16 protein-coding genes are annotated in these 20744 nt (G+C 45.1%); 12 read left to right on the forward strand and 4 right to left on the reverse strand.

Annotation, left to right across the window (positions count from 1 at the left end):
• The first annotated feature begins 64 nt into the window (after nt 1-64).
• Together ald and D0B88_RS11735 are read left to right on the forward strand one after the other, a co-directional pair.
• Complete coding sequence (ald, locus tag D0B88_RS11730; protein ID WP_151057354.1) at nt 65-1174, forward strand: alanine dehydrogenase; 1110 nt, start codon at nt 65-67, stop codon at nt 1172-1174.
• Nucleotides 1175-1370: 196 nt separating this feature from the next.
• Nucleotides 1371-3827 carry a bifunctional diguanylate cyclase/phosphodiesterase gene (locus D0B88_RS11735; RefSeq protein WP_007640432.1) on the forward strand — a complete coding sequence of 819 codons (2457 nt, stop codon included), beginning with the start codon at nt 1371-1373 and terminating at the stop codon, nt 3825-3827.
• Here D0B88_RS11735 and D0B88_RS11740 read toward each other — a convergent pair.
• On the reverse strand, nt 3810-4520 hold the full coding sequence (locus tag D0B88_RS11740; RefSeq protein ID WP_151057356.1) for a 16S rRNA (uracil(1498)-N(3))-methyltransferase: 711 nt from the start codon (nt 4518-4520) through the stop codon (nt 3810-3812). The two genes, D0B88_RS11735 and D0B88_RS11740, sit on opposite strands and share 18 nt — an antisense overlap.
• 133 nt (nt 4521-4653) lie before the next feature.
• Between D0B88_RS11740 and D0B88_RS11745 the strand changes: the two genes are divergently transcribed.
• Genes D0B88_RS11745 through D0B88_RS11760 form a run of 4 tightly spaced genes read left to right on the forward strand, consistent with a single transcriptional unit; the run spans nt 4654 to nt 11486 of the window.
• Nucleotides 4654-5412 (forward strand): diguanylate cyclase, encoded by a 759-nt coding sequence (locus tag D0B88_RS11745; protein ID WP_151057358.1) that lies wholly within the window; start codon nt 4654-4656, stop codon nt 5410-5412.
• Nucleotides 5409-6968: a DNA polymerase Y family protein gene (locus D0B88_RS11750; protein ID WP_151057360.1), complete on the forward strand. Its 1560-nt coding sequence runs from the start codon at nt 5409-5411 to the stop codon at nt 6966-6968. Before D0B88_RS11745 ends, D0B88_RS11750 begins: the two co-directional genes overlap by 4 nt.
• Nucleotides 6968-10057, forward strand: coding sequence for an error-prone DNA polymerase (locus D0B88_RS11755; protein ID WP_151057362.1), 3090 nt, complete (start codon nt 6968-6970; stop codon nt 10055-10057). Before D0B88_RS11750 ends, D0B88_RS11755 begins: the two co-directional genes overlap by 1 nt.
• Nucleotides 10058-10070: 13 nt before the next feature.
• Complete coding sequence (locus tag D0B88_RS11760; RefSeq protein ID WP_151057364.1) at nt 10071-11486, forward strand: exonuclease domain-containing protein; 1416 nt, start codon at nt 10071-10073, stop codon at nt 11484-11486.
• Nucleotides 11487-11518: 32 nt separating this feature from the next.
• On the opposite strand, the gene D0B88_RS11765 is transcribed toward D0B88_RS11760, so the two are convergent.
• A complete protein-coding gene (locus tag D0B88_RS11765; protein ID WP_151057366.1) occupies nt 11519-12136 on the reverse strand; it encodes a DNA-3-methyladenine glycosylase I in 618 nt (205 codons plus the stop codon).
• A gap of 829 nt (nt 12137-12965) precedes the next feature.
• On the opposite strand from D0B88_RS11765, the gene D0B88_RS11770 reads away from it, so the two are divergent.
• From D0B88_RS11770 to D0B88_RS11795, 6 genes are all read left to right on the forward strand, one after another.
• Nucleotides 12966-13970 (forward strand): ComEC/Rec2 family competence protein, encoded by a 1005-nt coding sequence (locus D0B88_RS11770; protein ID WP_151057368.1) that lies wholly within the window; start codon nt 12966-12968, stop codon nt 13968-13970.
• Nucleotides 13967-15082: a trypsin-like peptidase domain-containing protein gene (locus D0B88_RS11775; protein ID WP_151057370.1), complete on the forward strand. Its 1116-nt coding sequence runs from the start codon at nt 13967-13969 to the stop codon at nt 15080-15082. Before D0B88_RS11770 ends, D0B88_RS11775 begins: the two co-directional genes overlap by 4 nt.
• Complete coding sequence (locus D0B88_RS11780; RefSeq protein WP_151057372.1) at nt 15079-15513, forward strand: hypothetical protein; 435 nt, start codon at nt 15079-15081, stop codon at nt 15511-15513. The genes D0B88_RS11775 and D0B88_RS11780 overlap by 4 nt, the downstream gene beginning before the upstream one ends.
• A 4-nt stretch (nt 15514-15517) precedes the next feature.
• Complete coding sequence (locus D0B88_RS11785; RefSeq protein ID WP_151057374.1) at nt 15518-17569, forward strand: hypothetical protein; 2052 nt, start codon at nt 15518-15520, stop codon at nt 17567-17569.
• A gap of 169 nt (nt 17570-17738) precedes the next feature.
• Nucleotides 17739-18317 (forward strand): hypothetical protein, encoded by a 579-nt coding sequence (locus tag D0B88_RS11790; RefSeq protein ID WP_151057376.1) that lies wholly within the window; start codon nt 17739-17741, stop codon nt 18315-18317.
• 348 nt (nt 18318-18665) lie between these two features.
• Complete coding sequence (locus D0B88_RS11795; protein ID WP_151057378.1) at nt 18666-19523, forward strand: hypothetical protein; 858 nt, start codon at nt 18666-18668, stop codon at nt 19521-19523.
• Nucleotides 19524-19716: 193 nt separating this feature from the next.
• Here the strand turns inward: D0B88_RS11795 and D0B88_RS11800 are convergent, their stop codons facing one another.
• Entirely contained in the window at nt 19717-20379 is a 663-nt protein-coding gene (locus tag D0B88_RS11800) for a hypothetical protein (RefSeq protein ID WP_151057380.1), read from the reverse strand.
• A complete protein-coding gene (locus D0B88_RS11805) occupies nt 20372-20725 on the reverse strand; it encodes a hypothetical protein (RefSeq protein ID WP_007640450.1) in 354 nt (117 codons plus the stop codon). The genes D0B88_RS11800 and D0B88_RS11805 overlap by 8 nt, the downstream gene beginning before the upstream one ends.
• Between the last annotated feature and the right edge of the window lie 19 nt (nt 20726-20744).

Raw genomic sequence — 20744 nt, forward strand, 5'->3', positions numbered from 1 at the left:
AAGTCGAGCCACTTTGCCTGCTGCGCCCTTAGCTATACTCCCATTTATAAATACGGAGGTAGTTATGCAAATAGGTATACCCAAAGAGATTAAATCTGGCGAAAACCGTGTTGCGCTCACTCCCGCCGGAGTTGCTGAATTGGTACGCCGTGGTCATCGGCTAGTAGTCATGACAGGGGCAGGTGCCGCTGCCGGATTTAGTGATGAGCAATATCGCGCGGCAGGTGCACTGATTGTGGGCACTCTCGCCGAGGTTTATGCCACGGCCACTCTTGTCGTCAAAGTCAAAGAACCGCAGCCAGAAGAGTACGCGTTGCTGCGACCTGCCCATATCCTATTCACTTATTTACATTTGGCGGCGAGTCGGCCGCTGACCGAGGCTTTGCTCGCCTCGGGTGCTGCCTGTCTTGCCTACGAAACCCTGAGTGATCAGCAGGGGCGTTTGCCGCTGCTTGCCCCTATGTCTGAAATTGCCGGACGGGTTGCAGTGCAGGCGGGCGCGCATCATTTACAAATGGCGCAGGGCGGCAAGGGAGTTTTACTCGGCGGTATTCCCGGCGTAGCGCCCGCCAATGTATTGATTCTGGGAGGCGGGGTAGTCGGTGCAAATGCTGCCGCTATGGCGGTGGGGTTAGGCGCGCAGGTGCGTATTATGGACAAATCCATCACCCGCTTGCGTCAGCTGGATGACTTATGGCGCGGCCGGGTAGTGTGTGAGTATGCAACCCAGGAGCGCATCGATGAGTGTGCGCTCAGTGCAGATCTGGTGATTGGCAGTGTATTGAATACCGGCGCCAGTGCGCCGCGCTTGCTTACCCGCATGCAAATTGCGCGAATGGAAAAGGGCAGTGTGTTGGTGGATGTTGCTATCGATCAGGGCGGCTGTTTTGAAACCTCCCGCGCTACCACCCATCAACAGCCAACCTATGTAGAAGAGGGGGTGATTCACTACTGCGTCGCCAATATTCCCAGCGCGGTGGGGCGCACCGCAACTCTGGGTTTAACCAATGCAACGCTCAGCTACATTCTGCGTTTGGCCGATGCGGGCGTGGCGGCGTTAAAAGGCGATGTCGGTTTTACCGCAGCGCTCAACACCTATCGCGGCGAGTTGACCCAGCCAGCGGTGGCAACGAGTTTTTCCATGTTATGGCGCGACCCACAAACCATTCTCTAACGCTGGAAATATGGCGATTAGCTTATGAAAAATAAATTTATTGATTCAGGCGCCAGTGATTAGTTTGTTCTATACTCTCGCGAAGACAAGGATACATCCGGGGTGATGTCGGCGATTACGCCACGAGGTTGCGCTCCCGGATATAACGTAAAAGCCCTCCAGATAAAACAATTCAAATCCCGGAAGTCCAAGGTCAATGAGAGACAAAGCGCCTTCATTTTTTAATGGCATTTCTTTTCAGCTTGCCAAAATCGGTATTATTTTGGCGTTTGTGCTGAGTTTTTTACTGAGTTCCGTGCAGCTGTATCTGGATTTCCTGAATCAGGAAAAAGAACTTAAATCCCTTATTGACCGTGTTATTCAAGTTGCCACGCCACCGGCCGTGCGCTCAGTGTCCACTTTGGATGACGAACTTTCCTACGAAGTGGTTAACGGCTTACTGCGTTACGGTTTCATTTACGAAGTAGTTATTTACGACGATACCGGCAACGTACTCGCGCAGGGCAGCAGCACCCGCCCGGAAGTCCCCACTCGCTGGCTCACCAGTAAAATTACCGAAAATACCCGCGAATACACCGCCAACCTGTTGCTGCCCGGTTATAGCGACGGCACTTCCGGCAGTATCCGTTTTTCAGTGGACATGGATCTGGCGCTGGAAGGTTTTTACAACCGCTCCAAAACGGCACTCATGACCGGCTTGCTGCGCAACATGTTTTTGGTGCTGTTATTGTTTGTGGTTTTTTATTACACCCTCACCAAACCGCTGGTACGTTTATCCCGCGAGATTAACAACATCAACCCCGATCACCCCGGCGTAAATCGTCTCACGCAATTGCCGCCGCAGCGCAAAGACGAACTCTCGCAACTTATTGCCAGTTCTAATCAATTGCTCGACGTAGTGGAATTGTCGCTCGCCAAACGCCGTGCGGTGGAATTGGCGCTGCGCAAAAGTGAAGAGCATTTGCGCCAAATTATCGATCACCTCCCGGTAATGATTGGTGCGCGCAATATTGCTGGCTATTACTTGTTTGCCAATAAAGCCCTCGCCACTGAATTGGGTTATACCCCTGAACAAATGCGCAATTTGCACGTGCGCCAGTTACTTAAAAATTCAGTATTCGATATAGATACCATGCTGCAAAACGATTACCGCGTGATTCGCGGCAACGAAGAGTTGGATGTAATTGAAGAGCGTTTTGTCACCGCCACGGGTAAACAATTATTTTTACAAACCCACATTATGCCGCTCGCGTTTTACGATGAAAAAGTTGCGCTCATCGTGTCGGTCGATATTACCGAGCGCAAAAACGCCCAAGCCAAAATGGAATTTATGGCGCACCACGATGCGCTCACCGGTCTGCCGAATCGTTTGCAATTGGTGGAGCGTTTGGAACACGAACTGCGCCGTGCCGAACGTCACGGTTATTATGGTGCGGTATTGTTTATCGACCTGGATCAATTCAAAACTATCAACGATTCTCTCGGTCATCCGGTGGGTGACCGCGTGCTTGAAGTAGTTGCCGAGCGTTTGCAGCAATCGGTGCGCGAGGAAGATTTAGTCGCGCGGTTGAGTGGCGATGAATTTGTTGTCGTGCTCACGGTGCTGGATCAGGACATAGAAACCGCTGCACTGCGCGCCGGTGAAATCAGTGAAAAAATTCGCGCCATCATTTCCCAGCCTTACCTCCACGACAATATGGAATTGCGCGTGACCTGCTCCGTGGGGGTGGTGGTGTATCCGGATAAAAATAATTCGGTGCACGAATTGCTGCGTTACGCCGATACTGCTATGTATCAGGTAAAAGAAAAAGGTCGCGACTCCATCGAATTTTTCAACGAGGAAATGGCTGATAAAGTCAGCCGCCAACTCACCATGGAAGGCGATTTACATCGCGCACTGGATGAAGCGCAATTCAAACTCTATTACCAGCCCAAAATTGATATTCAAACCGGTCATGTGGTTGGCGCTGAAGCACTGCTGCGTTGGAATCACCCGATTAAGGGCATGGTATCGCCAGTGGATTTTATTCCCGTACTGGAAACCTCCGGCATGATTATCGATGTTGGTCAGTGGGTATTGGAAGATGCGTGCAAAACCCTCGTCGCCTGGAAAGAATCCGGCCTGTGGCAAACCGGGATGAAACTCAGCATTAACATCAGCCCGCGCCAGTTCCGGCGCGATGCGTTTGTGGATGACGTGTTGGCAGCACTCGATAAATATGCCATTCCGGAAAATTCGCTGGATATGGAAATTACCGAAGGTATTGTTATCCAGCGGGTGGACGATGCGATTGTCACCATGACCACACTCAGTAATCGCGGCATTAGTTTCTCGCTCGACGATTTTGGCACCGGCTACTCGTCCATCAGTTATCTCAAACGTTTACCGGTGAGTACATTAAAAATTGATCAGGGTTTTGTGCGCGATATTATCGAAGACCGCAACGACCGCGTCTTGGTAGAAACCATTATTACCATGGGCCGTTTGTTGGATATGGAATTGGTGGCCGAAGGTGTGGAAGAGCAAGAGCAGTTGGAAATTTTAAAATCGTTTGGCTGTAATTATTATCAAGGTTATTTGTCCAGCCAAGCGGTGCCTATTGATCAGTTTGAAGTAATTCTCGCGCGCGCCAAATCAGAACAGTCGACCTAATAAATACGGCACGGCTGTTTCCACGCGCATAATGCGTTCACCCAAATGCACCGCTTCAAATCCGCATTTTTCCAGCAGTGCGATTTCATATTCAATAAAACCACCTTCCGGGCCAACTGCGAGCGTGAGTGCGTAATCAATTTGGCTGGGGCAGGTGGTTGCGGTGTAGGGGTGTGCTACCAGCGCGCGGCTACCAACAATTAACCCGGGCAATTCATCCTCCACAAAAGGTTTAAAACGCTTGTGCAAATGCACCTCTGGCAAGCGCGTATCACACCCCTGTTCCAAACCCAGCAATAATTGCTCGTGAATACTCGCCGCTTCCAGAAACGGTGTTTGCCAATAACTTTTTTCCACGCGGTAAGAATTAATCAGGTGTAATTTTTTTACTCCCAAGGTGGAAATGGTTTGCAAAATACGCCGCAACATTTTCGGGCGCGGCAATGCCAATACCAGTGTTAAGTCCAGCGCAGGTGGCGGCGTTTGTGGCAAATCCAACTCCAGCCTAATTCCCGTATCCTCCAGCGCTATAACCTTGCCGGTACCCATATTCCCGCCCAACAACCCCACCTTGAGCGCATCACCCGCTACTGCACCATGAATATTTTTAATATGCGTCACCCGGCGCGCATCGCTAATAAATGCACTGTGGCTGGAGGTTAAATCATCGGGGGAGAGCAAAATTAAATTCATGGTTTTTGGTAGTCGGCTGAGGGAGAAGCGTTAAAACGCCGCGCGATTGTAACAAAAAAGTTCTAACGCGGCTTGTTGACTATCCAGTGGTTTGCTGGACTATACTGTATGTAAATACAGTATAGTGATCGGCATGAATGAAACTCCCCTTGAAACTCCCAGCGCTGCATCTCTTGAGCAATTATTGCTCCGGGATGATATGTGGATGGGGCACTCCCAGCGCTTCACCACGCGTGCGGCGGTGGAGACGGGGTATGAGCAGCTGAATGCGACTTTGTTGAATCGCGGCTGGCCCTTGGGCAGTTTGGTGGAGGTGTGCCAGCAGGGTATGCAGGGGGAATGGCAATTATTCACTCCGGCACTGCTTGCGCTGCCGGGCTTGGTGGTTTTAGTGAACCCGCCAGCAGCACCCTTTAGTCAGGCATTTATTCAGGCGGGGATCGATCTTGAGCGCCTGGTTGTAGTGGCTGCAGCGGGTAAAAAACATTTTATATCCTGTTTTATTGAGCTCTGCCGGGCCAGTGTCGGGGCAGTGCTTGCTTGGCAACCTCAGGAGACAATGAGCTATACGGAGCTGCGTAAATGCCAGTTAGCCGCAGCGGAAGGTACGGGCTTGTCGGTGGTGTTCCGGCCCGTGGCGATGCAACAACAAAGTTCACCAGCGACTTTACGGCTGTACGCGCGCTTGGCATCAAGCGGTTTGGAAATCACGGTATTTAAACAAAAGGGACACCTGCAAACACAGCAGGCCAAACCCATAGTGTTACCGCTGCCTGCGCAGTGGAAAGCCGCCACACCTCACGCTGCACTCATGCAAAAAACCGCAGGTGCTAAAACGGATTCCAAACCCCAGCTGCTTGCCAGTGTTATTCCTTTGCGAGGTAAAACGTGAATGAATCCAACTCACGGTTGTGGCTGGCTATCCGCTTTTCTGATCTTCCCTTAACCGCGCTTTCTTTTACAGAGCAGTTTTTTACAGAGCTGTCTTTAACTACACCTGGCCTTGATGGTGCTACCGACAAGCCGCAAGTTGTTATCCAAAAAAAGCGCGTTATTTTTGCCAACAGTCTGGCGCAGCAAGCGGGTGTGCAACCGGGTATGGATATCACCACTGCGCAGTTGCTAAGTGGTTGCGAAGTATTGCCGCGCGATGAAACAAAAGAGCAATCGGTGCTGCATGCGCTGTCGGAGCAGTGTTATCAATTTAGCCCTTACATTGAGCGCTACAGCAGTGAGGCACTGGCGCAATCCGGATTGCTGCTGGAAATTTCTACCTGCCTGAAGTTATTCGGCGGCATCCACGCGCTGTGTGAAAAAATAATTACCCAGCTGGCCCAAACACCTTACGGGTTTAATTATGGGCTGGCCCATTCTGCACCAGCAGCTTGGTATCTCTCTTTTGCGGATTACGCTATTAGCGGCGCTGAAACCAAAGCACTGTTTATCGCGCGATTAAATAAATTATCTATTGCGCTCTTGTGTGATTACCCCCGCGCGGTAGAGGCTTTGCGTAAAACCGGATTTAACACTTTGGGCGATATTGCCACCCAGATTAATGCCAAGTCGATCAGCAGTTTTAAAAAGCGATTGGGTGCGGAATTCACTGATTTGCTGTGCGACATTTACGCCATTGATCAGAATTTTCAGCAGGCTGCGCTGTTTGAAACACCGCGCAATAATTATCGCCCGGTGGAGTGGTTTGCGGCGGAAATACAATTTGAATATCCCGTCACGCTGGTTGCGCAATTAGAACCGGCCATTGAAAGCCTGCTGCAGCAACTCAGCACTTATCTGCGTAAACGCCAGCAGCAATGTCAGTCCATTGAATGGCGTATTGCCGATATTTATCACCACCAGGAATTAATTCAGGTGCATAGCGATGAGCCGCAAAGTCATTGGCAATTGTTGTATGACTTGTCACTAATCCAGTTCAATAACAAAGCGCTGCCATTTGAAGTGGATACTCTCAAACTGGTGTGTGAGCAGGCGATGCCGCTCCAGCAGCGCAGTCAGGTATTGGATTTTGAACAGCGTCGTCGCAAAAGCACCCTGCAGGATTTCACCGTTACCATTGCAAAATTAAAAGCGCGTTTGGGGGATGGTGCTGTGTACAAACTGGGCTATCGCGATAGCCGTGTACCAGAAATTACCAATGCAATTCTTGCGCTCGCGGAAAAATGCAATCAGCAACTGCCAGACGTGCATTTAAAAAGTTTGCGCCCCACATGGTTGTTAACAACGCCGGAATTAATAGAGCAGCGGCACGAGCGACTCTATTGGCATGGTTACTTGACGCCACTGGTTGGCCCTGAACGGGTGATTGGCGATTGGTGGCAAAAACCGGTGGCCAGGGATTATTTTTTGGCGCAGCGTCAGGACCATTTACCGGTATGGATTTTTTTTGATCTGTATAACAAGCAGTGGTACGTGCATGGAGTATTTGCCTGATGCGCTACGCCCAACTTCACACCACCACCAATTTCACTTTTCTCACCGGCGCCTCGCACCCCGCTGAGTTTGTGCAGCGCGCTGATGAATTAGGTTATGACGCGCTGGCGATTACCGATGAGTGTTCACTGGCTGGTGTCGTAAAAGCATTTGTTGCGGCGGAGGAGCTGGGGGTTAAATTAATCATTGGCAGCCGTTTTCGTTTATCCAACGGCATGGATCTAATTGCTATTGCGCCTTCGCGAATTGCCTACGCCGAACTTTCCGGTTTTATCACTCTGGCGCGGCGGCGTGCCGACAAAGGAACTTATGAAGCGCACTTTGACGATTTACGTTTTCGTTTGCGTCATTGCCTGATTATTTGGGTCGCAAAACTCAGCGACACCATTGTGGATGCAGTGGCAACTGAATTAACGAATGCGTTTAAAGACCGCTTATGGATTGGCATTAATCATCGGCTACAGGGGGGAGAGCAGCAGGATTTTGCGCGCTGGCAGTTGCTTGGTCGTGAAAAAAATATTCCACTGGTCGCCTGCGGTGAAGCCTTAATGCACAGTGCCGAGCGAAAACCCCTGCAGGATATTGTGACCGCTATTCGTCACAAAACACCCATTCAGGAAATGGGCACCAAGCTGGAATTAAATGGTGAGGCTTACCTTAAATCCCTGCATCAGTTAGCGCGCCTCTATCCGCCGGAATTGCTTGCTGAAACCGCGGTGATTGCCGACCTGTGCCACTTTTCCATGAGTGAATTGCGCTACCAATATCCGCGTGAGTTGGTGCCCGGTAATCTAACGCCTATTGCACACCTGCGTTGTTTGGTTGATGCCGGTAAACAGCAGCGTTGGCCACAGGGTGTGCCTGCTGAGGTTGAAAGTTTGTTGGAAAAAGAACTCGCGTTAATTGAAGAGCTGGAATATGAATATTATTTTTTGACGGTGCACGACATTGTGCGCTTTGCGCGCGAGCAGGGAATTTTGTGCCAGGGGCGCGGTTCTGCTGCCAACTCGGTGGTGTGTTATTGCCTGTTTATCACTGAAATTGCACCGGGTTTAATTGGTGTTCTGTTTGAGCGGTTTATTTCCCGTGAGCGCGACGAGCCGCCGGACATTGATGTTGATTTTGAACACCAGCGCCGCGAAGAAGTGATTCAATATATTTATCAAAAATATGGGCGTGAGCGTGCGGCTATCGCGGCGGTGGTTATTACTTATCGGGGCAAAAGTGCGGTGCGCGATGTGGGTAAAGCCCTGGGCATGGATGAATCACTGCTCGATCATCTATCAAAAAATATGGCCTGGTGGGAGCGCGGGGCAGATCTGCCAACAACGCTTAGCGGGATCGGCGTAAAAATGGACAGCGAGCTGCTCACACATTTTTTTAACCTGTTGCAATTAATACAGGGTTTTCCCCGTCACCTGAGCCAACACACCGGCGGCTTTGTTATTTCTGAAACCCGAATCAGTGACCTTGTGCCTTTGGAAAATGCGAGCATGGCCGAGCGCACTATTATTCAATGGGATAAAGAAGACCTTGAATCCATGCGTTTATTAAAAGTGGATGTACTGGCATTGGGCATGTTGTCGGCACTGCGGCGCGCGCTCGAATTAATCCACAGCTATGACTCGCGCATTCGTTCACTGCAAGACATTCCCCGGGAAGACAAAGACACCTATGCCATGTTGTGTCGCGGTGACAGTGTGGGGGTATTCCAAATTGAATCGCGCGCGCAAATGGCCATGCTGCCGCGCCTGCAACCGCGATGTTTTTACGATCTGGTGATTGAAATTGCCATTGTCCGGCCGGGGCCAATTCAAGGCGATATGGTGCACCCTTATCTTCGTCGTCGCGCCGGGTTGGAGCCAATCAGTTTTCCCAGCGACGCCATTAAAGACGTGTTGCTGCCCACGCTGGGTGTGCCTATTTTTCAAGAACAGGTGATGAAACTCAGTATGGTTGCCGCCGGGTTTACCGGTGGTGAAGCAGATCAATTGCGCCGCGCGATTACCAACTGGGGAAAACATTCAAAACTGTTGTTATTTGAAGATAAATTCAAAAATGGACTGCTCGCCAACGGCTACACCCAGGAGTTTGCCAATAATTTATTTGAACAGGTAAAAGGCTTTGGCGGCTATGGTTTTCCCGAGAGCCACTCCGCCAGTTTTGCGATTCTGTGTTATGTGTCCAGCTGGATTAAACGGCATCATCCCGCTGCGTTTTATTGCGCGTTGCTCAATAGTCAGCCCATGGGTTTCTACAGTCCATCACAATTAATTCAAGACGCGCGCCGCCACGGTGTACAGGTTCTGCCGGTGGATATCAATCACAGCGATTATGAAAACACTCTCGTGCTGAGTGAAACCGGCGTGCGCGGAATTCGCTTGGGGTTTCTATTTGTGAATAAACTCAATACTCGCGATGCACAGCAAATTCCTATCGCGCGCGGGAATTCACCGTTTACATCGCTAAAAGATCTTGCTCGGCGCACCTCGCTCAGCGATGCCGCCTTGGAAAGCCTGGCCTCCGCTGATGTATTGCGCACGCTAGCCGGTGATCGTTTTCAAGCGCGCTGGCAAGCGTCGGCGTTAATGCCGCACTCGCCACTACTGGACGAGAGTGATCCAGCGGGTGATGAGTTGCTGATGCCGGGCCCCAGCCTTGAACAAAATGTGCTGGATGACTATGCCTCGGTCGGGCTGACCTTACGCACGCACCCCATGGCGATTTTGCGACAGGAATTTCCGTTTAATAAATGCAAACGGTTTGCGGATTTGGTGAGTTTACGCCACAAGGGTTTTGTGCGGATTGCGGGAATAGTGACCGGGCGGCAGCGGCCGGGCACGGCGAGTGGGGTTCTGTTTATGTCCCTGGAGGACGAAACCGGCACCAGTAATGTAGTGATCTGGAATTCAACCCAGCAGCGATTTCGCAACGAAATACTCACCGGTAAATTGCTCATTGTAAAAGGCACGGTTGAAATTCTCACCGAGGGCGTGAATGTTCCTATAGTTCATGTGATCGCCGGGCACATTCAAAACGTAACTGATCGCCTACACAACCTCGCGTCAAGCTCGCGCGATTTTCATTAATTTGTAAAAATATATGCTGAAATATTTCCCCATACCCTGTGCGATAGTGGATATAGAAACCACCGGTGGCAATGTGACCTATGATCGCATTATTGAAATCGGCATAGTGGAGGTCACGGAGCAGGGCGTTACGCACTGGTCTACATTAATTAACCCACGCACGACCATTCCCGAGGGTATTCAGCGGCTAACCGGAATCACTAACGAAATGGCCGCCGCCGCGCCGTACTTTGAGCAAGTCGCCAAAGAAATAATACTGCGCCTGCAAGGTAAGTTATTTGTCGCTCACAACGTGCGTTTTGATTATGGTTTTATTCGCAATGAATTTGCTCGCCTTGCGTATCCCTACAAATCCAAACTCTTATGTACAGTCAGGCTGTCCCGCTTTTTGTATGCGGATTGCGAAGGTCACAGCCTGGAAAAACTTATCACTCGCCACAATATTCGTGTAAGCCACCGCCACCGCGCGCTGGATGACGCCATCGCGGCCTATAAATTTATGGAGATTGCAGAACAGGAAAAAGGTGAGGCGAATATCAAGGCCGCTATTCAACATCAGTACCGCAAAGAGACTATGCCCGCCGGGTTTGATGCAAGCATTATGGATGGCCTGCCTAACTCACCCGGCATTTATTATTTTTGGGGTGAGAATCAAGAGCTGCTCTATATCGGTAAAAGCATCAGTATTCGCAAACGTGTGCTCTCGCATTTTACTGCCGACCATAAATCCGCCAAAGAGATGAAAATTTGCCAGCAAACGCGCAACGTCACGTTTGAAAAAACCGCAGGTGAATTATCTGCGCTGATTTTGGAGTCCAAAAAAGTAAAAGCACTGCAGCCACTGTACAACCGCAAACTTCGCAGGGTGAGTAGCTTTCACACCATTCAATTGGAGGAGGGTAGCGGCGGCATACTCACGCCACAAATAGTTCCTGTGTCCCACATGCCAACCAACGGCAAGAAAATCTACGGCCTTTTCCCTTCCAAAATAAAAGCCAAACAAACCCTTCAAACCCTCTGCGACGAACATCATCTTTGCTATCAAGTCTGCGGTATAGAAAATATCAGCAATAGGGCTTGTACCAGTCATCAACTCAAAAAATGCCAAGGTTATTGCGCAGGCAAACAACACGCCTTGCAACACAACGTCAAATTACTGGAAGGCTTGGCACTTTTGGCATTAAAAACCTGGCCCTATAAAGGCACCGTCGCATTGGTAGAAAAAAACCAAAGCGACGGCATGGAGCAGCATCTACTAATAAACAATTGGTGCATTCTGGGTGTTGCAGAAACCGCCGCAGACTACGAAACGATACTTGCCGACAATCCCTCGCTGGAAATCGATAAAGATATTTACCGTTATCTGGTAACCGCCATCTTCAAGAAACGGCAATCGCTGGCATTGGTGCCCTTGCTCTCAGGAACATAAGAGCGTTTGGATTGTGGGTTGCAGCGTGGTGATTACTTCTTGTTCCACTCTGCCAAAAACGTCTTCCGTTCGCGATCTGCTTTTTTGCGGGCAATGCAGTCATCCACATGGTCATTGATCAGCCCCATGGCCTGCATAAAGGCATACACAGTAGTGGGGCCGACAAATTTCCAGCCGCGTTTTTTTAAGGTTTTGGAAAGCTCTACCGATTCCGGTGAAGTGGACTGCGATTGTGGTTTTACCTGCGCATTCGCGGGCAACGCATAACGCCACACAAAACTTGCTAGCGATCCCTCGGTGGCAACTAACTCCTGCGCGCAGCGGGCGTTATTAATGACCGCCTCAATTTTCCCCCGGTGCCGCACTATGCCTTCATCTTGCAACAGGCGCTCTACATCGGCGGGGGTAAAGCGGGCGATTTTATTGAAATCAAAATTCACAAATGCTTTACGAAAATTCTCCCGCTTCGCAAGAATCGTCCGCCAACTCAAGCCGGACTGAAAACCTTCCAAACTGATTTTCTCAAACAACCTGAAATCATCGGCAACGGGAAAGCCCCATTCGCTATCGTGGTACGCGAGGAATTCAGGCGCCGCACTGCACCAACGGCAACGCAATTTCCCATCCTCAAATAACATGGCATCGCTCATTACTTATCTCCTTTCAGTCATACCCGCGAACGCGAGTACCCATAAAATATTCTTCCCGTCATACCCGCGAACGCGGGTATCCATAATATTCGTAACTTGGATTTATTGTGAAGGGCTAGTAATTCCTGTGCTCGCGGGCGAAATAAGCAGCGCAGCACTTCGTTATAGATTTTGTATTGTCATATTCCCGACAGTCTTGTGTGGTGCTTTGGCTTTCTTGTTTGTATCGTCAATATGATGGCAGGCTCATGGTTTGCAGAGTACAAAAGCCAATAACCTGTTGATTATAAAAATAATTATTCCCCAAACAGTCGCCGTTTCAGGCTGCTTACATCTAATGCGGTTATAAATGTAATGTGATGTTATTCACAAATCACTTTGCATCGCTTATGCTCCAGAAAAACCAATGGGGCGACTTGCCAGCAAGGCTCACCCACAGGAACTATTTCATCGGATGATGTAGTTACTCTCTCCGCTGTTTTAATTTCCTCGCTTGTGTTTTTCTGCATTCAAATTTTTGCGGAATCAGTACTTTGTGATTTTTAACCGAAGTGGATCTATATCGCAAAGCAAATAGCAGAAGGTCGTGTTAGTGCCCAAAGCAGACATTCGCGCGATAAAAGTTGGCCTTATAAAGAGATTTGATTGCTAATACACTGCGGCCATCAACCTTTACGAGAAGGAAATAACTTGATTTTTGACGAAGCGCAATTGACGCTTATTAGTTAAACGACACCTAAATTTCCAATATGAAATGAGTTTAGGGTTGCGCTATCGATGGACTTAGGTGGATATCAAGTTGCAAGTAAAAACTGAGGAAAATGGAATTATGAAAATAACAATTCTTCCGGCTCGATACGGTGACAGCATACTTTTTGAACTAGAAAATAATGATAAGAAGTTTTTAGTTGATTGCGGATTCAAACAGACATACAGCAGAGAGTTAAAAAAACTGACCTCCGAAGTGGATTTTATAATTTTAACTCATGTTGACGAGGATCACATTAATGGAGTTTTTCCATTGCTTGAAGATTATCCTAAAAAATTTAGTTTGGAAAAGGTCTATATAAACACTCCTGAATCTTACGCAGCTCCTGCTACGAATAGCGGAGAAATCTCAATTCGCCAAGCAATTACAATTGAACAACTATTATTAGATAAATCTATCCCCTACCACAGTCTTCTTCAAGGTGATCGGGTAATTATCCAGGATGATATTTGGTTGGAAATAATATCTCCTACAAGCGAAGATGTGAATTATTTTAATTCAATGTACCGCACCGTTAAAGCTGATTGGATAGCGGAAACAGAAATTTCGATAAATGAAAAAATCGAAAACATGGAAACTTTGAGTCAGAAAAAAGATTCCTTCAAAACAAAGAAGGCTGATTTCGTGAATGCGGCTTCTATTGCCTTCATACTAAAATTTAAAAATAAAAAACTTCTTTTCCTAGGAGATGCTCATCCGGAAACGATAACGGAATACCTTAAAAAGGAAGGATACAGTACCCAAAATAAATATGTTTTTGATTACATAAAGCTTTCTCACCATGGAAGTATAACTAGTATTTCCAATGAATTTATATCCCTTATAACATGCAACAAATTTATCTTTAGCACTAATGGTGGGAAATCTAAAAGCCGTCACCCTAGCCGAGAGTTAATAGCAAAATTGGCATTGAATATAGAGAGGGCAGAAGCAGAAACTTTAACTTTTCTATTTAATTATCCAGTGGAGGAAATTACTAATAGAAATGGAGTACTAGCAACCCAAGAGGAAATGGCGTTGTATCGTATAGAATTTGAAAACTGCCTAGAGATTCATTTGCAATGAACCATCCAGAAATTCTACCGAAACTATGTGTTTGCATTTTTAACAAAAATGTATTCAGCGGAACGGGTGTACTGATACCTCATAACGATAAATATTACTTATTTACCGCAGCACACGTTCTATATGGACAATCTTGTTGTGATATTGAAACCACTGATTTAACGAAGTTTCAATTCATAATGGAAAGTAATGTTCACCTACACCTAATCCGGGTCGAAGGGGAACCACAATCTCAAAAGGAGATAGATGTAGCTGTTCTTGAAGTTGAGCCAAGCAGTCCTTTGAATGATCTACCAGTTGTAGCTCTTTGCGGTGAAACTAACGCTCCTGGTCTTGAGTTTATATTTAGAGGAAGAAATAGGTCTACAAGCGGAGACTGCCGATCAATATGGCCATGCCACCTAGATACGCCATCAGATACAAAATTTAAAATGAAAATCCCGAATGAGTTTTATACAAATGTAGATGGTGACTCTGGTGCTGAAGTTTTGCAAGGGTATTCGGGCAGTGGAATTTTCATAAACAATCACGACACCATCTATTTCGTGGGAATCGTAATTTCAGTTAGCTCTCACTCGTTTCCAGGAGTGAACTGCGTTCCCATTCAGATCATAAAAGAAAAGATTCTATATTCCGCAAATATTTCAGATTTTTATGGTTTTAACAAAATTCTCGGCGTAGCTGTTTCGCAGATTAGGAATGAGGTAACACAAGAACTTATTAATCAAAGAAAGACTACCGTATACGGCGATGTTGAAAATCTTCAAAAGAAAATGAACATATTCTTAGCTGATTGGCAACCAAGCCATCTTGATGGATTCATCAAAGATATAATGATCTGGGAAAAAATTGAACGAGAGAAAGTAGATAATAATAGTGACTACCGAGATAGGGTGAATGAAGCTAAAGCAGCGCTAGCTTCCGGTAATCAGACTTACATAGTGAAAGATGAGCATGAAGGCAATGTACGATTTCACAAGATCAAGGAAGAATTTAGAGCAGAAGTACAGCTGCATTTAAAAGGGACACCATTGGAACGAAACTCAACAGTAATCGCAAATGGAGAAATAGCAAGGCTTTTAGCGAACTGCAATCTGGATTTCAAGAAATGAGTATAAATATTTCAATTGCTAATGACCTTTCAAAAGGCGCTCCAAGCAGCAGTATGTATCTGCATCTTTGTATCATATGTAGTGCTTTAAAATATTGCCGCGGAGCATCAAAAGGTATGACCTACTCCAAGCTGGCGTATATTTTCGACAAAACCATAGTCCTCGACGAAAATGCGATAACTTCATTCTCAACGCTAAAACCATGGTTCATAGGCGGCGACTTCAAAAAATCACTCGTAATTGCCGAGTCGCAATCCTTTGTTCTATTTGAAGAAGATCAAAAAGCAGGTATGAAAATATCAAACACTGATAAAGGAAACGAGTATGTCTCAAGTCTTGAAAATATGGATGTATTTCAAAACTACATCAGCTATCTAAAAAGAATGCAATTTACTGAAAAGAAATTTGAAAAACCACTAATTAGGTGTTGACCACATGAAGATTGATAACGTGAGCGCTTTAATCAAAGCCCACACTCCAGAAGGGATTAAAGATTTTGGCTTTTCATTCGAATTTTCGGATGGATTAACCATTTTGACGGGCGACAACTCAAGCGGAAAATCTACAGTGCTTTCGTGTATCTATTATTGTTTAGGTTTAGAGCAATTAATAGGAGGTAAAGGAGGTAATTCCTTAAGCCCTGCGCTGCATCAATCATTCATGTGGAATGGATTTACGCATCAGATTTACGAATCGAGGTGCTCGCTAGTCTTTACTGCTACCAATGGCCATCAATATACAGCAACAAGAAATATCAAAATTGATGAATCCACTAAATTTTACGAAATAGAAATATGGGATGGGAAAAGCCATTTTCCAAAATTCATACACTCGCCCCGTGATCATGGGGATCAAGGATTTTTTCAATGGCTGGCGGAAGTTAACAAATTAGAACTGTTTTCCGTTGAAGGAATAGAAAGTGAATCTAGCAAAACGCTATACATGCAAAATATATTTACATTGTCGTTTATCGAGCAAACAAAGGGTTGGTCAGATTTCTTTTCAATGATGCCATCTTTTGGAATTAAAGATCCGAAACTAAAAGTGATTGAATATTGCCTGGGACTTAACTCCTTGAGCGTTAATGTAAAGCTGGACAGGTTAAAACAAGAAAAAAATGAAATAAAGCGAGAGTGGTCCAAAATCGTTGGTGTATTAGAAGAAAGGGCGCAAAAGTTACAGTTATATTTTTCTGACTTTGACCGCAAGAATCCCATCTCGCAGTCATATATAAATAAAATTTCCATTTTCTCAATTGATCAAAGTGAGAAAGAGATATCTCTTAAAGAGTATCAAGATAGACTGACTTTGCTATTTGAAGATTCAGAGAAAAAGGTTGAATCCATAGGGAGCTCTCACATCCGATCAGAGTATGCTTTTCAATTGAAAGATGAGATCCAAGAAGGACTTAATAGATATATCGAAGAAGAACGTGAAGTATCATATGGGTATGAAGAAGAGCTAAAAAAATTCAATGACTATAAAGAAGCCCTAGCAAATGTCGTAGCTGACATGCAGGGATTTCAAGATATTCAAAAACTAACTACAAACCGAACTTGGGAAAAAATTACAAGGGCACATTGTCCTGTTTGTGATAGTAGCATTAGTAACAAGAGAGACGAGTTGTTGACCGATGAAAAGATTGGAAAATCAATGGCGTTTTTACGATCACAGAAAAATACGTACGAAAAATATATCGAGGCCTCATCAAAGGTCATAGAGCGATATGATGCCGCAATAGCTTTTTATAAAAAAAGCATTAGACTAAAAAGAGAGCAATTGGATAGTGTTTATTCTGATATTTCGGCACCATCTTTTCAGGCAATTAGAGCAGAGTTCGATGTTCAATCAGAGTTACGTCACAAACTTTCCGAGATAGATTCATTTATAGAGGCTTTTGACAGCTCCAAGGAAAAGATGAAATTGTATAGCGTTCAATTTGATTTGGCAGCCAAAGAAGAGAAAGAGTTGAAATCAAATATTGAATCTGATGAAGAGAAGATAAAGCAATTTCGGAAGATTTTTAGAGATCTGATAAAAGATTTCGGTTACCGCAGCAATGAAGTAACAGCGATCTCAATATCAGAAGATTCGAACAAAGGCCTTTTGCCAACGGTCTTCTTGGACAAGGAGCCTCAATATATTAGATTTGTTTCATCTGCTAGTGATTTTGTTAGGTCAATTTGGGCTTATTACATGGCTTTATTAATTGAGGGCGTGCGTCATCCAGGATTTTTAATTATGGATGAACCTGGGCAGCATCAAATGAGACCAGACAGCATGAAGGAATTGATAAAGAAATCGGCAGGAATTGGTAAGCAAGTTATTTTGGCAATTTCACGCAGCCATAATATCCGTGATGAAAAAGTTAATATTTCTGAACTCCTTAAGGGGCTCCCTGCAAATTCTTATGAGTTACATGATATTGATGGCGGAGCTGAATATGTGATTAAGCCATTGAATTCCGTAGAAACCGTGAGCCAATAGTATTAGAAAAGTGAGATTACATATTTCTCCCTAAACGGATTTTTAATAATTAGGGCAGCATAAATTAATAGATTTGTCTTTTGTGTTGATGGTTGAACTCCGAGCTATATATTGATAAAGCTAAATTTGGTTAAAGTACAAACTATCCAAGATAAAAGGCGGTACATAGATGAATTACTTTAATTTGCCTTCCATCTCCAAAGAAATCATTAAAAGAGCTGCCATATCAAATATTGTATGTGTACCCATTGAACCTCAAATAGGATCTTTGCCGCTCAGTTGCCTGAAAAATGTGAAAAGTTATGTTGAGATTAATGGAGGCAACATTCAATTCGGTTGGATATTTTCCTGTCTCGGCAATGTTGTTTTGAAAAAAACAGCTCATGCAGTCGTGGCGCGAGATGATAAATCATTGCTTTGCGTGACACCAAACGAATACAAACTGGATAACTTAAATTTCTCTCCAGACAACTCCATTGAAGGTTTAATTAAAAATACTTTTCTACCCACGCATTTTGTAGCACTCGTTCAAAATAGATCTCTGGAAAATTTTCTAAGTCTAGAAAGGGAATTGGATCAGTTGAGATTAAATAACATAGGAATAGTATCAAGTGTAGATGTACGAGAAATAGAACGTAGAGCGGCTGTTCTGTATCCTGAAATATTGGATCTTGCTAAAAAGCATACAGGCGGATACGACTATTGTTACTGCGGATCAGGAAGAAAAAGAAAAAATTGTTGTCGTTAAGCTGTTTTTCAAGCCGCAAGTACAAGTGACCATAATTTTATAGAAAGGAGTTATCTTGATGAGGATTTCGTCTTCTAAGTCAATGTCCGCTTTTGGCTGTTATGCGATGTAATTGATCTGAAGGTTTTTCAATGTACCCAGACTGAATCAGCTGGGCCTAAGGCAGAAGTATAATTTCTATTTATTCGGGATAAAAATGAGCAAAAAGCCTTTTAGATCACCATTCTTAATCAATTGGCTGTAGGAACATTTAGTGGTTAATGGGTTTTTCTACAGCCTCGTTAGGTAATACTCGCTCAATCTTCACAAACGACCTTTATCCACAAGGGCATAATCAAGGACATATATATGGATCATCCAGAATATTACGATTTAGTAGAAGTATCTGATGCAAGTGCTAAGTTGGTTGCCGTTCCATGGGCGATGTTAGCGAAGGCCGGAGCCATGGAATTGGGGAAATATGCTGCAGGAAAGCTATTGTCATCAGTTCTAAAAGAATCAACGCTTACTAAAGCTGATGTTGCTAAAATCATCGCTGCTGCAGTTGATGAGATTAAGCGCCACATAACGAGAAGTCTGACTGAGCAAACCATACTTGAAGTGCGAGGGAAGGTTTCTGGTTGTCTTGACTTACTTAGTCAATTTTCTGAATCTCCTGAACACCCTCATCGACTATATGAGGCAGATACCCAAGCTCAATATGCAGTATCGATTTTGGAAGCTGTAGGAAGCCAAGGCATTACTGCATATGTATACGCAGTGAATGTGAAATTGTTATGTGTTGCTGTATTGCGCAAACATCTCAACATTGAAGGTGAGGTTAGGAACTTTGAGAGAATTTATCGCCAAGCTGTCGCATTCATAGAAATTAATATAAGGGAGATTCGCTCGAGTCTTGAGTCTCGGATAGCAAAAGTGGGGATTATCAAAGATGATTACTTTGAACTTTCTTACGGATCTGGGGATATGGGCGGAGTAATTCAGACATGGAGTTCTGAGTTTACTGATAGCGGTCGCAAGTATAGTTTTTCTAGCCGAAAATCAGCCAAAGATGCGCGATTCAAAGCTGAAAGCGAAAGAGCTAAGATTATTTCGTTCTACAAAAAATCTGTTGCTGATTTCGAGTTAACGGTTACAAAACCTACCGCTGATGTTATTAAGCAATGGAGTGTGGCCATGGATCATATACGCAAGAATGAAAAATAGTTGCCTAACAAGCGACTGTGGTAACGAATCGGTAGATTCGGCATCAAAATCATTCTTCTCTTGCCGGGCAACCTATCACCAACGTCCGCAAATGGCCGTTTTGAGTCCTTCATCTTCCACCCCCTATAAATACCCAAGTATCCCTTGGGTATTTTTTTGCGGCGACGTTTAGTTTTTGAGGAGGCGACGGCCTTTATAGTCTGAATTTTGCTAAATGAAAATGGCTAATTAAATTTTCAAATACCCTGCGTCCATCATTGCTGCTTACATTAAATTTATGAGGCGTTTCATCGGTGACTACGGATTCTGCGCCTCCATCTTTCAGTGCTTTATGCAGTGATTCCATTGGGATTTTTGGATTTTTAATATTGCTGAATACATGAAAGTTTAATATGCCTTGAACACCTAATAGCTTTGCGGCTTGAACAATTGCCTTGCAAACGACTTCATAAAGCTTTTGATTGACGTTAACTATCGCGTCGCGGCCAATTTGGTGTTCATTTTCGACATTGAGATTTTTTACATAAATATCGCTAATTAAATCGGATGCCTTAACGTTGTAGCAACGCATGCCGATTTTTACGGCTGCAAAAATATCATCAGGTTTTTGGGCGTCTACGCCAAAAACCCAATAATCCTTGTCTATTTTCGCTGCCCATTTTTGTGGCGATACACTTTTATCTTTGAAACCCGATATGGAAATGCCGTGTTTAGACTTCCATACACTTATATCGTCATAGCAAGTTCTTAATACAAAATCTTTTTTGTCTTTGCCGTTGTTGAAAATAATATCTGCATCGGTTTTGTAGGCTGGGCTTCCTTCAGCAATCGTTAGAGCTCCTTTCTCTTTAGTCATTTTGATTATCTCCCTCTGCGCCTTGCGCTAATGATTCAGACGTTCTGGCAAAAACATAACAGTCGCCTCCTTGCTCGCAAATTAGCCGGTTTGCATTGGTAATTTGTTTGCTTCTATTGGAACTGTCGTTAAATTTACTTTCTTCAAAGTGGCTAACATCAAAAATTTCAATTAATTCCATTTCCTCTTGTTGTAGAAAAGAATCGAATTTCTCTTGGGCTGTTTGGGCTGAGTCAGCAGCAACTAGATAAACCCCAAGAATCCAATCAGATCCATCAATATTCATTGGGGAATAAGCAGTTAATGAGGCTTTGTGGTCAATAACCCAGATTTTATTACCATTCATGGTGTGGTGATCCTTTGTT

It is taken from the genome of Cellvibrio sp. KY-YJ-3 (assembly GCF_008806955.1).
GTDB lineage: Bacteria > Pseudomonadota > Gammaproteobacteria > Pseudomonadales > Cellvibrionaceae > Cellvibrio.

What these genes read in the sequence shown, in the direction of transcription:
- D0B88_RS11795 (WP_151057378.1), top strand. Translation starts at nt 18,666, where the DNA reads ATGGATCATCCAGAATATTACGATTTAGTAGAAGTATCTGATGCAAGT.
- D0B88_RS11780 (WP_151057372.1), top strand. Translation starts at nt 15,079, where the DNA reads ATGAGTATAAATATTTCAATTGCTAATGACCTTTCAAAAGGCGCTCCA.
- D0B88_RS11745 (WP_151057358.1), top strand. Translation starts at nt 4,654, where the DNA reads ATGAATGAAACTCCCCTTGAAACTCCCAGCGCTGCATCTCTTGAGCAA.
- D0B88_RS11785 (WP_151057374.1), top strand. Translation starts at nt 15,518, where the DNA reads ATGAAGATTGATAACGTGAGCGCTTTAATCAAAGCCCACACTCCAGAA.
- D0B88_RS11760 (WP_151057364.1), top strand. Translation starts at nt 10,071, where the DNA reads ATGCTGAAATATTTCCCCATACCCTGTGCGATAGTGGATATAGAAACC.
- D0B88_RS11740 (WP_151057356.1), bottom strand. Translation starts at nt 4,520, where the DNA reads ATGAATTTAATTTTGCTCTCCCCCGATGATTTAACCTCCAGCCACAGT.
- D0B88_RS11805 (WP_007640450.1), bottom strand. Translation starts at nt 20,725, where the DNA reads ATGAATGGTAATAAAATCTGGGTTATTGACCACAAAGCCTCATTAACT.
- D0B88_RS11770 (WP_151057368.1), top strand. Translation starts at nt 12,966, where the DNA reads ATGAAAATAACAATTCTTCCGGCTCGATACGGTGACAGCATACTTTTT.
- D0B88_RS11800 (WP_151057380.1), bottom strand. Translation starts at nt 20,379, where the DNA reads ATGACTAAAGAGAAAGGAGCTCTAACGATTGCTGAAGGAAGCCCAGCC.
- D0B88_RS11790 (WP_151057376.1), top strand. Translation starts at nt 17,739, where the DNA reads ATGAATTACTTTAATTTGCCTTCCATCTCCAAAGAAATCATTAAAAGA.
- D0B88_RS11755 (WP_151057362.1), top strand. Translation starts at nt 6,968, where the DNA reads ATGCGCTACGCCCAACTTCACACCACCACCAATTTCACTTTTCTCACC.
- D0B88_RS11735 (WP_007640432.1), top strand. Translation starts at nt 1,371, where the DNA reads ATGAGAGACAAAGCGCCTTCATTTTTTAATGGCATTTCTTTTCAGCTT.
- ald (WP_151057354.1), top strand. Translation starts at nt 65, where the DNA reads ATGCAAATAGGTATACCCAAAGAGATTAAATCTGGCGAAAACCGTGTT.
- D0B88_RS11775 (WP_151057370.1), top strand. Translation starts at nt 13,967, where the DNA reads ATGAACCATCCAGAAATTCTACCGAAACTATGTGTTTGCATTTTTAAC.
- D0B88_RS11765 (WP_151057366.1), bottom strand. Translation starts at nt 12,136, where the DNA reads ATGAGCGATGCCATGTTATTTGAGGATGGGAAATTGCGTTGCCGTTGG.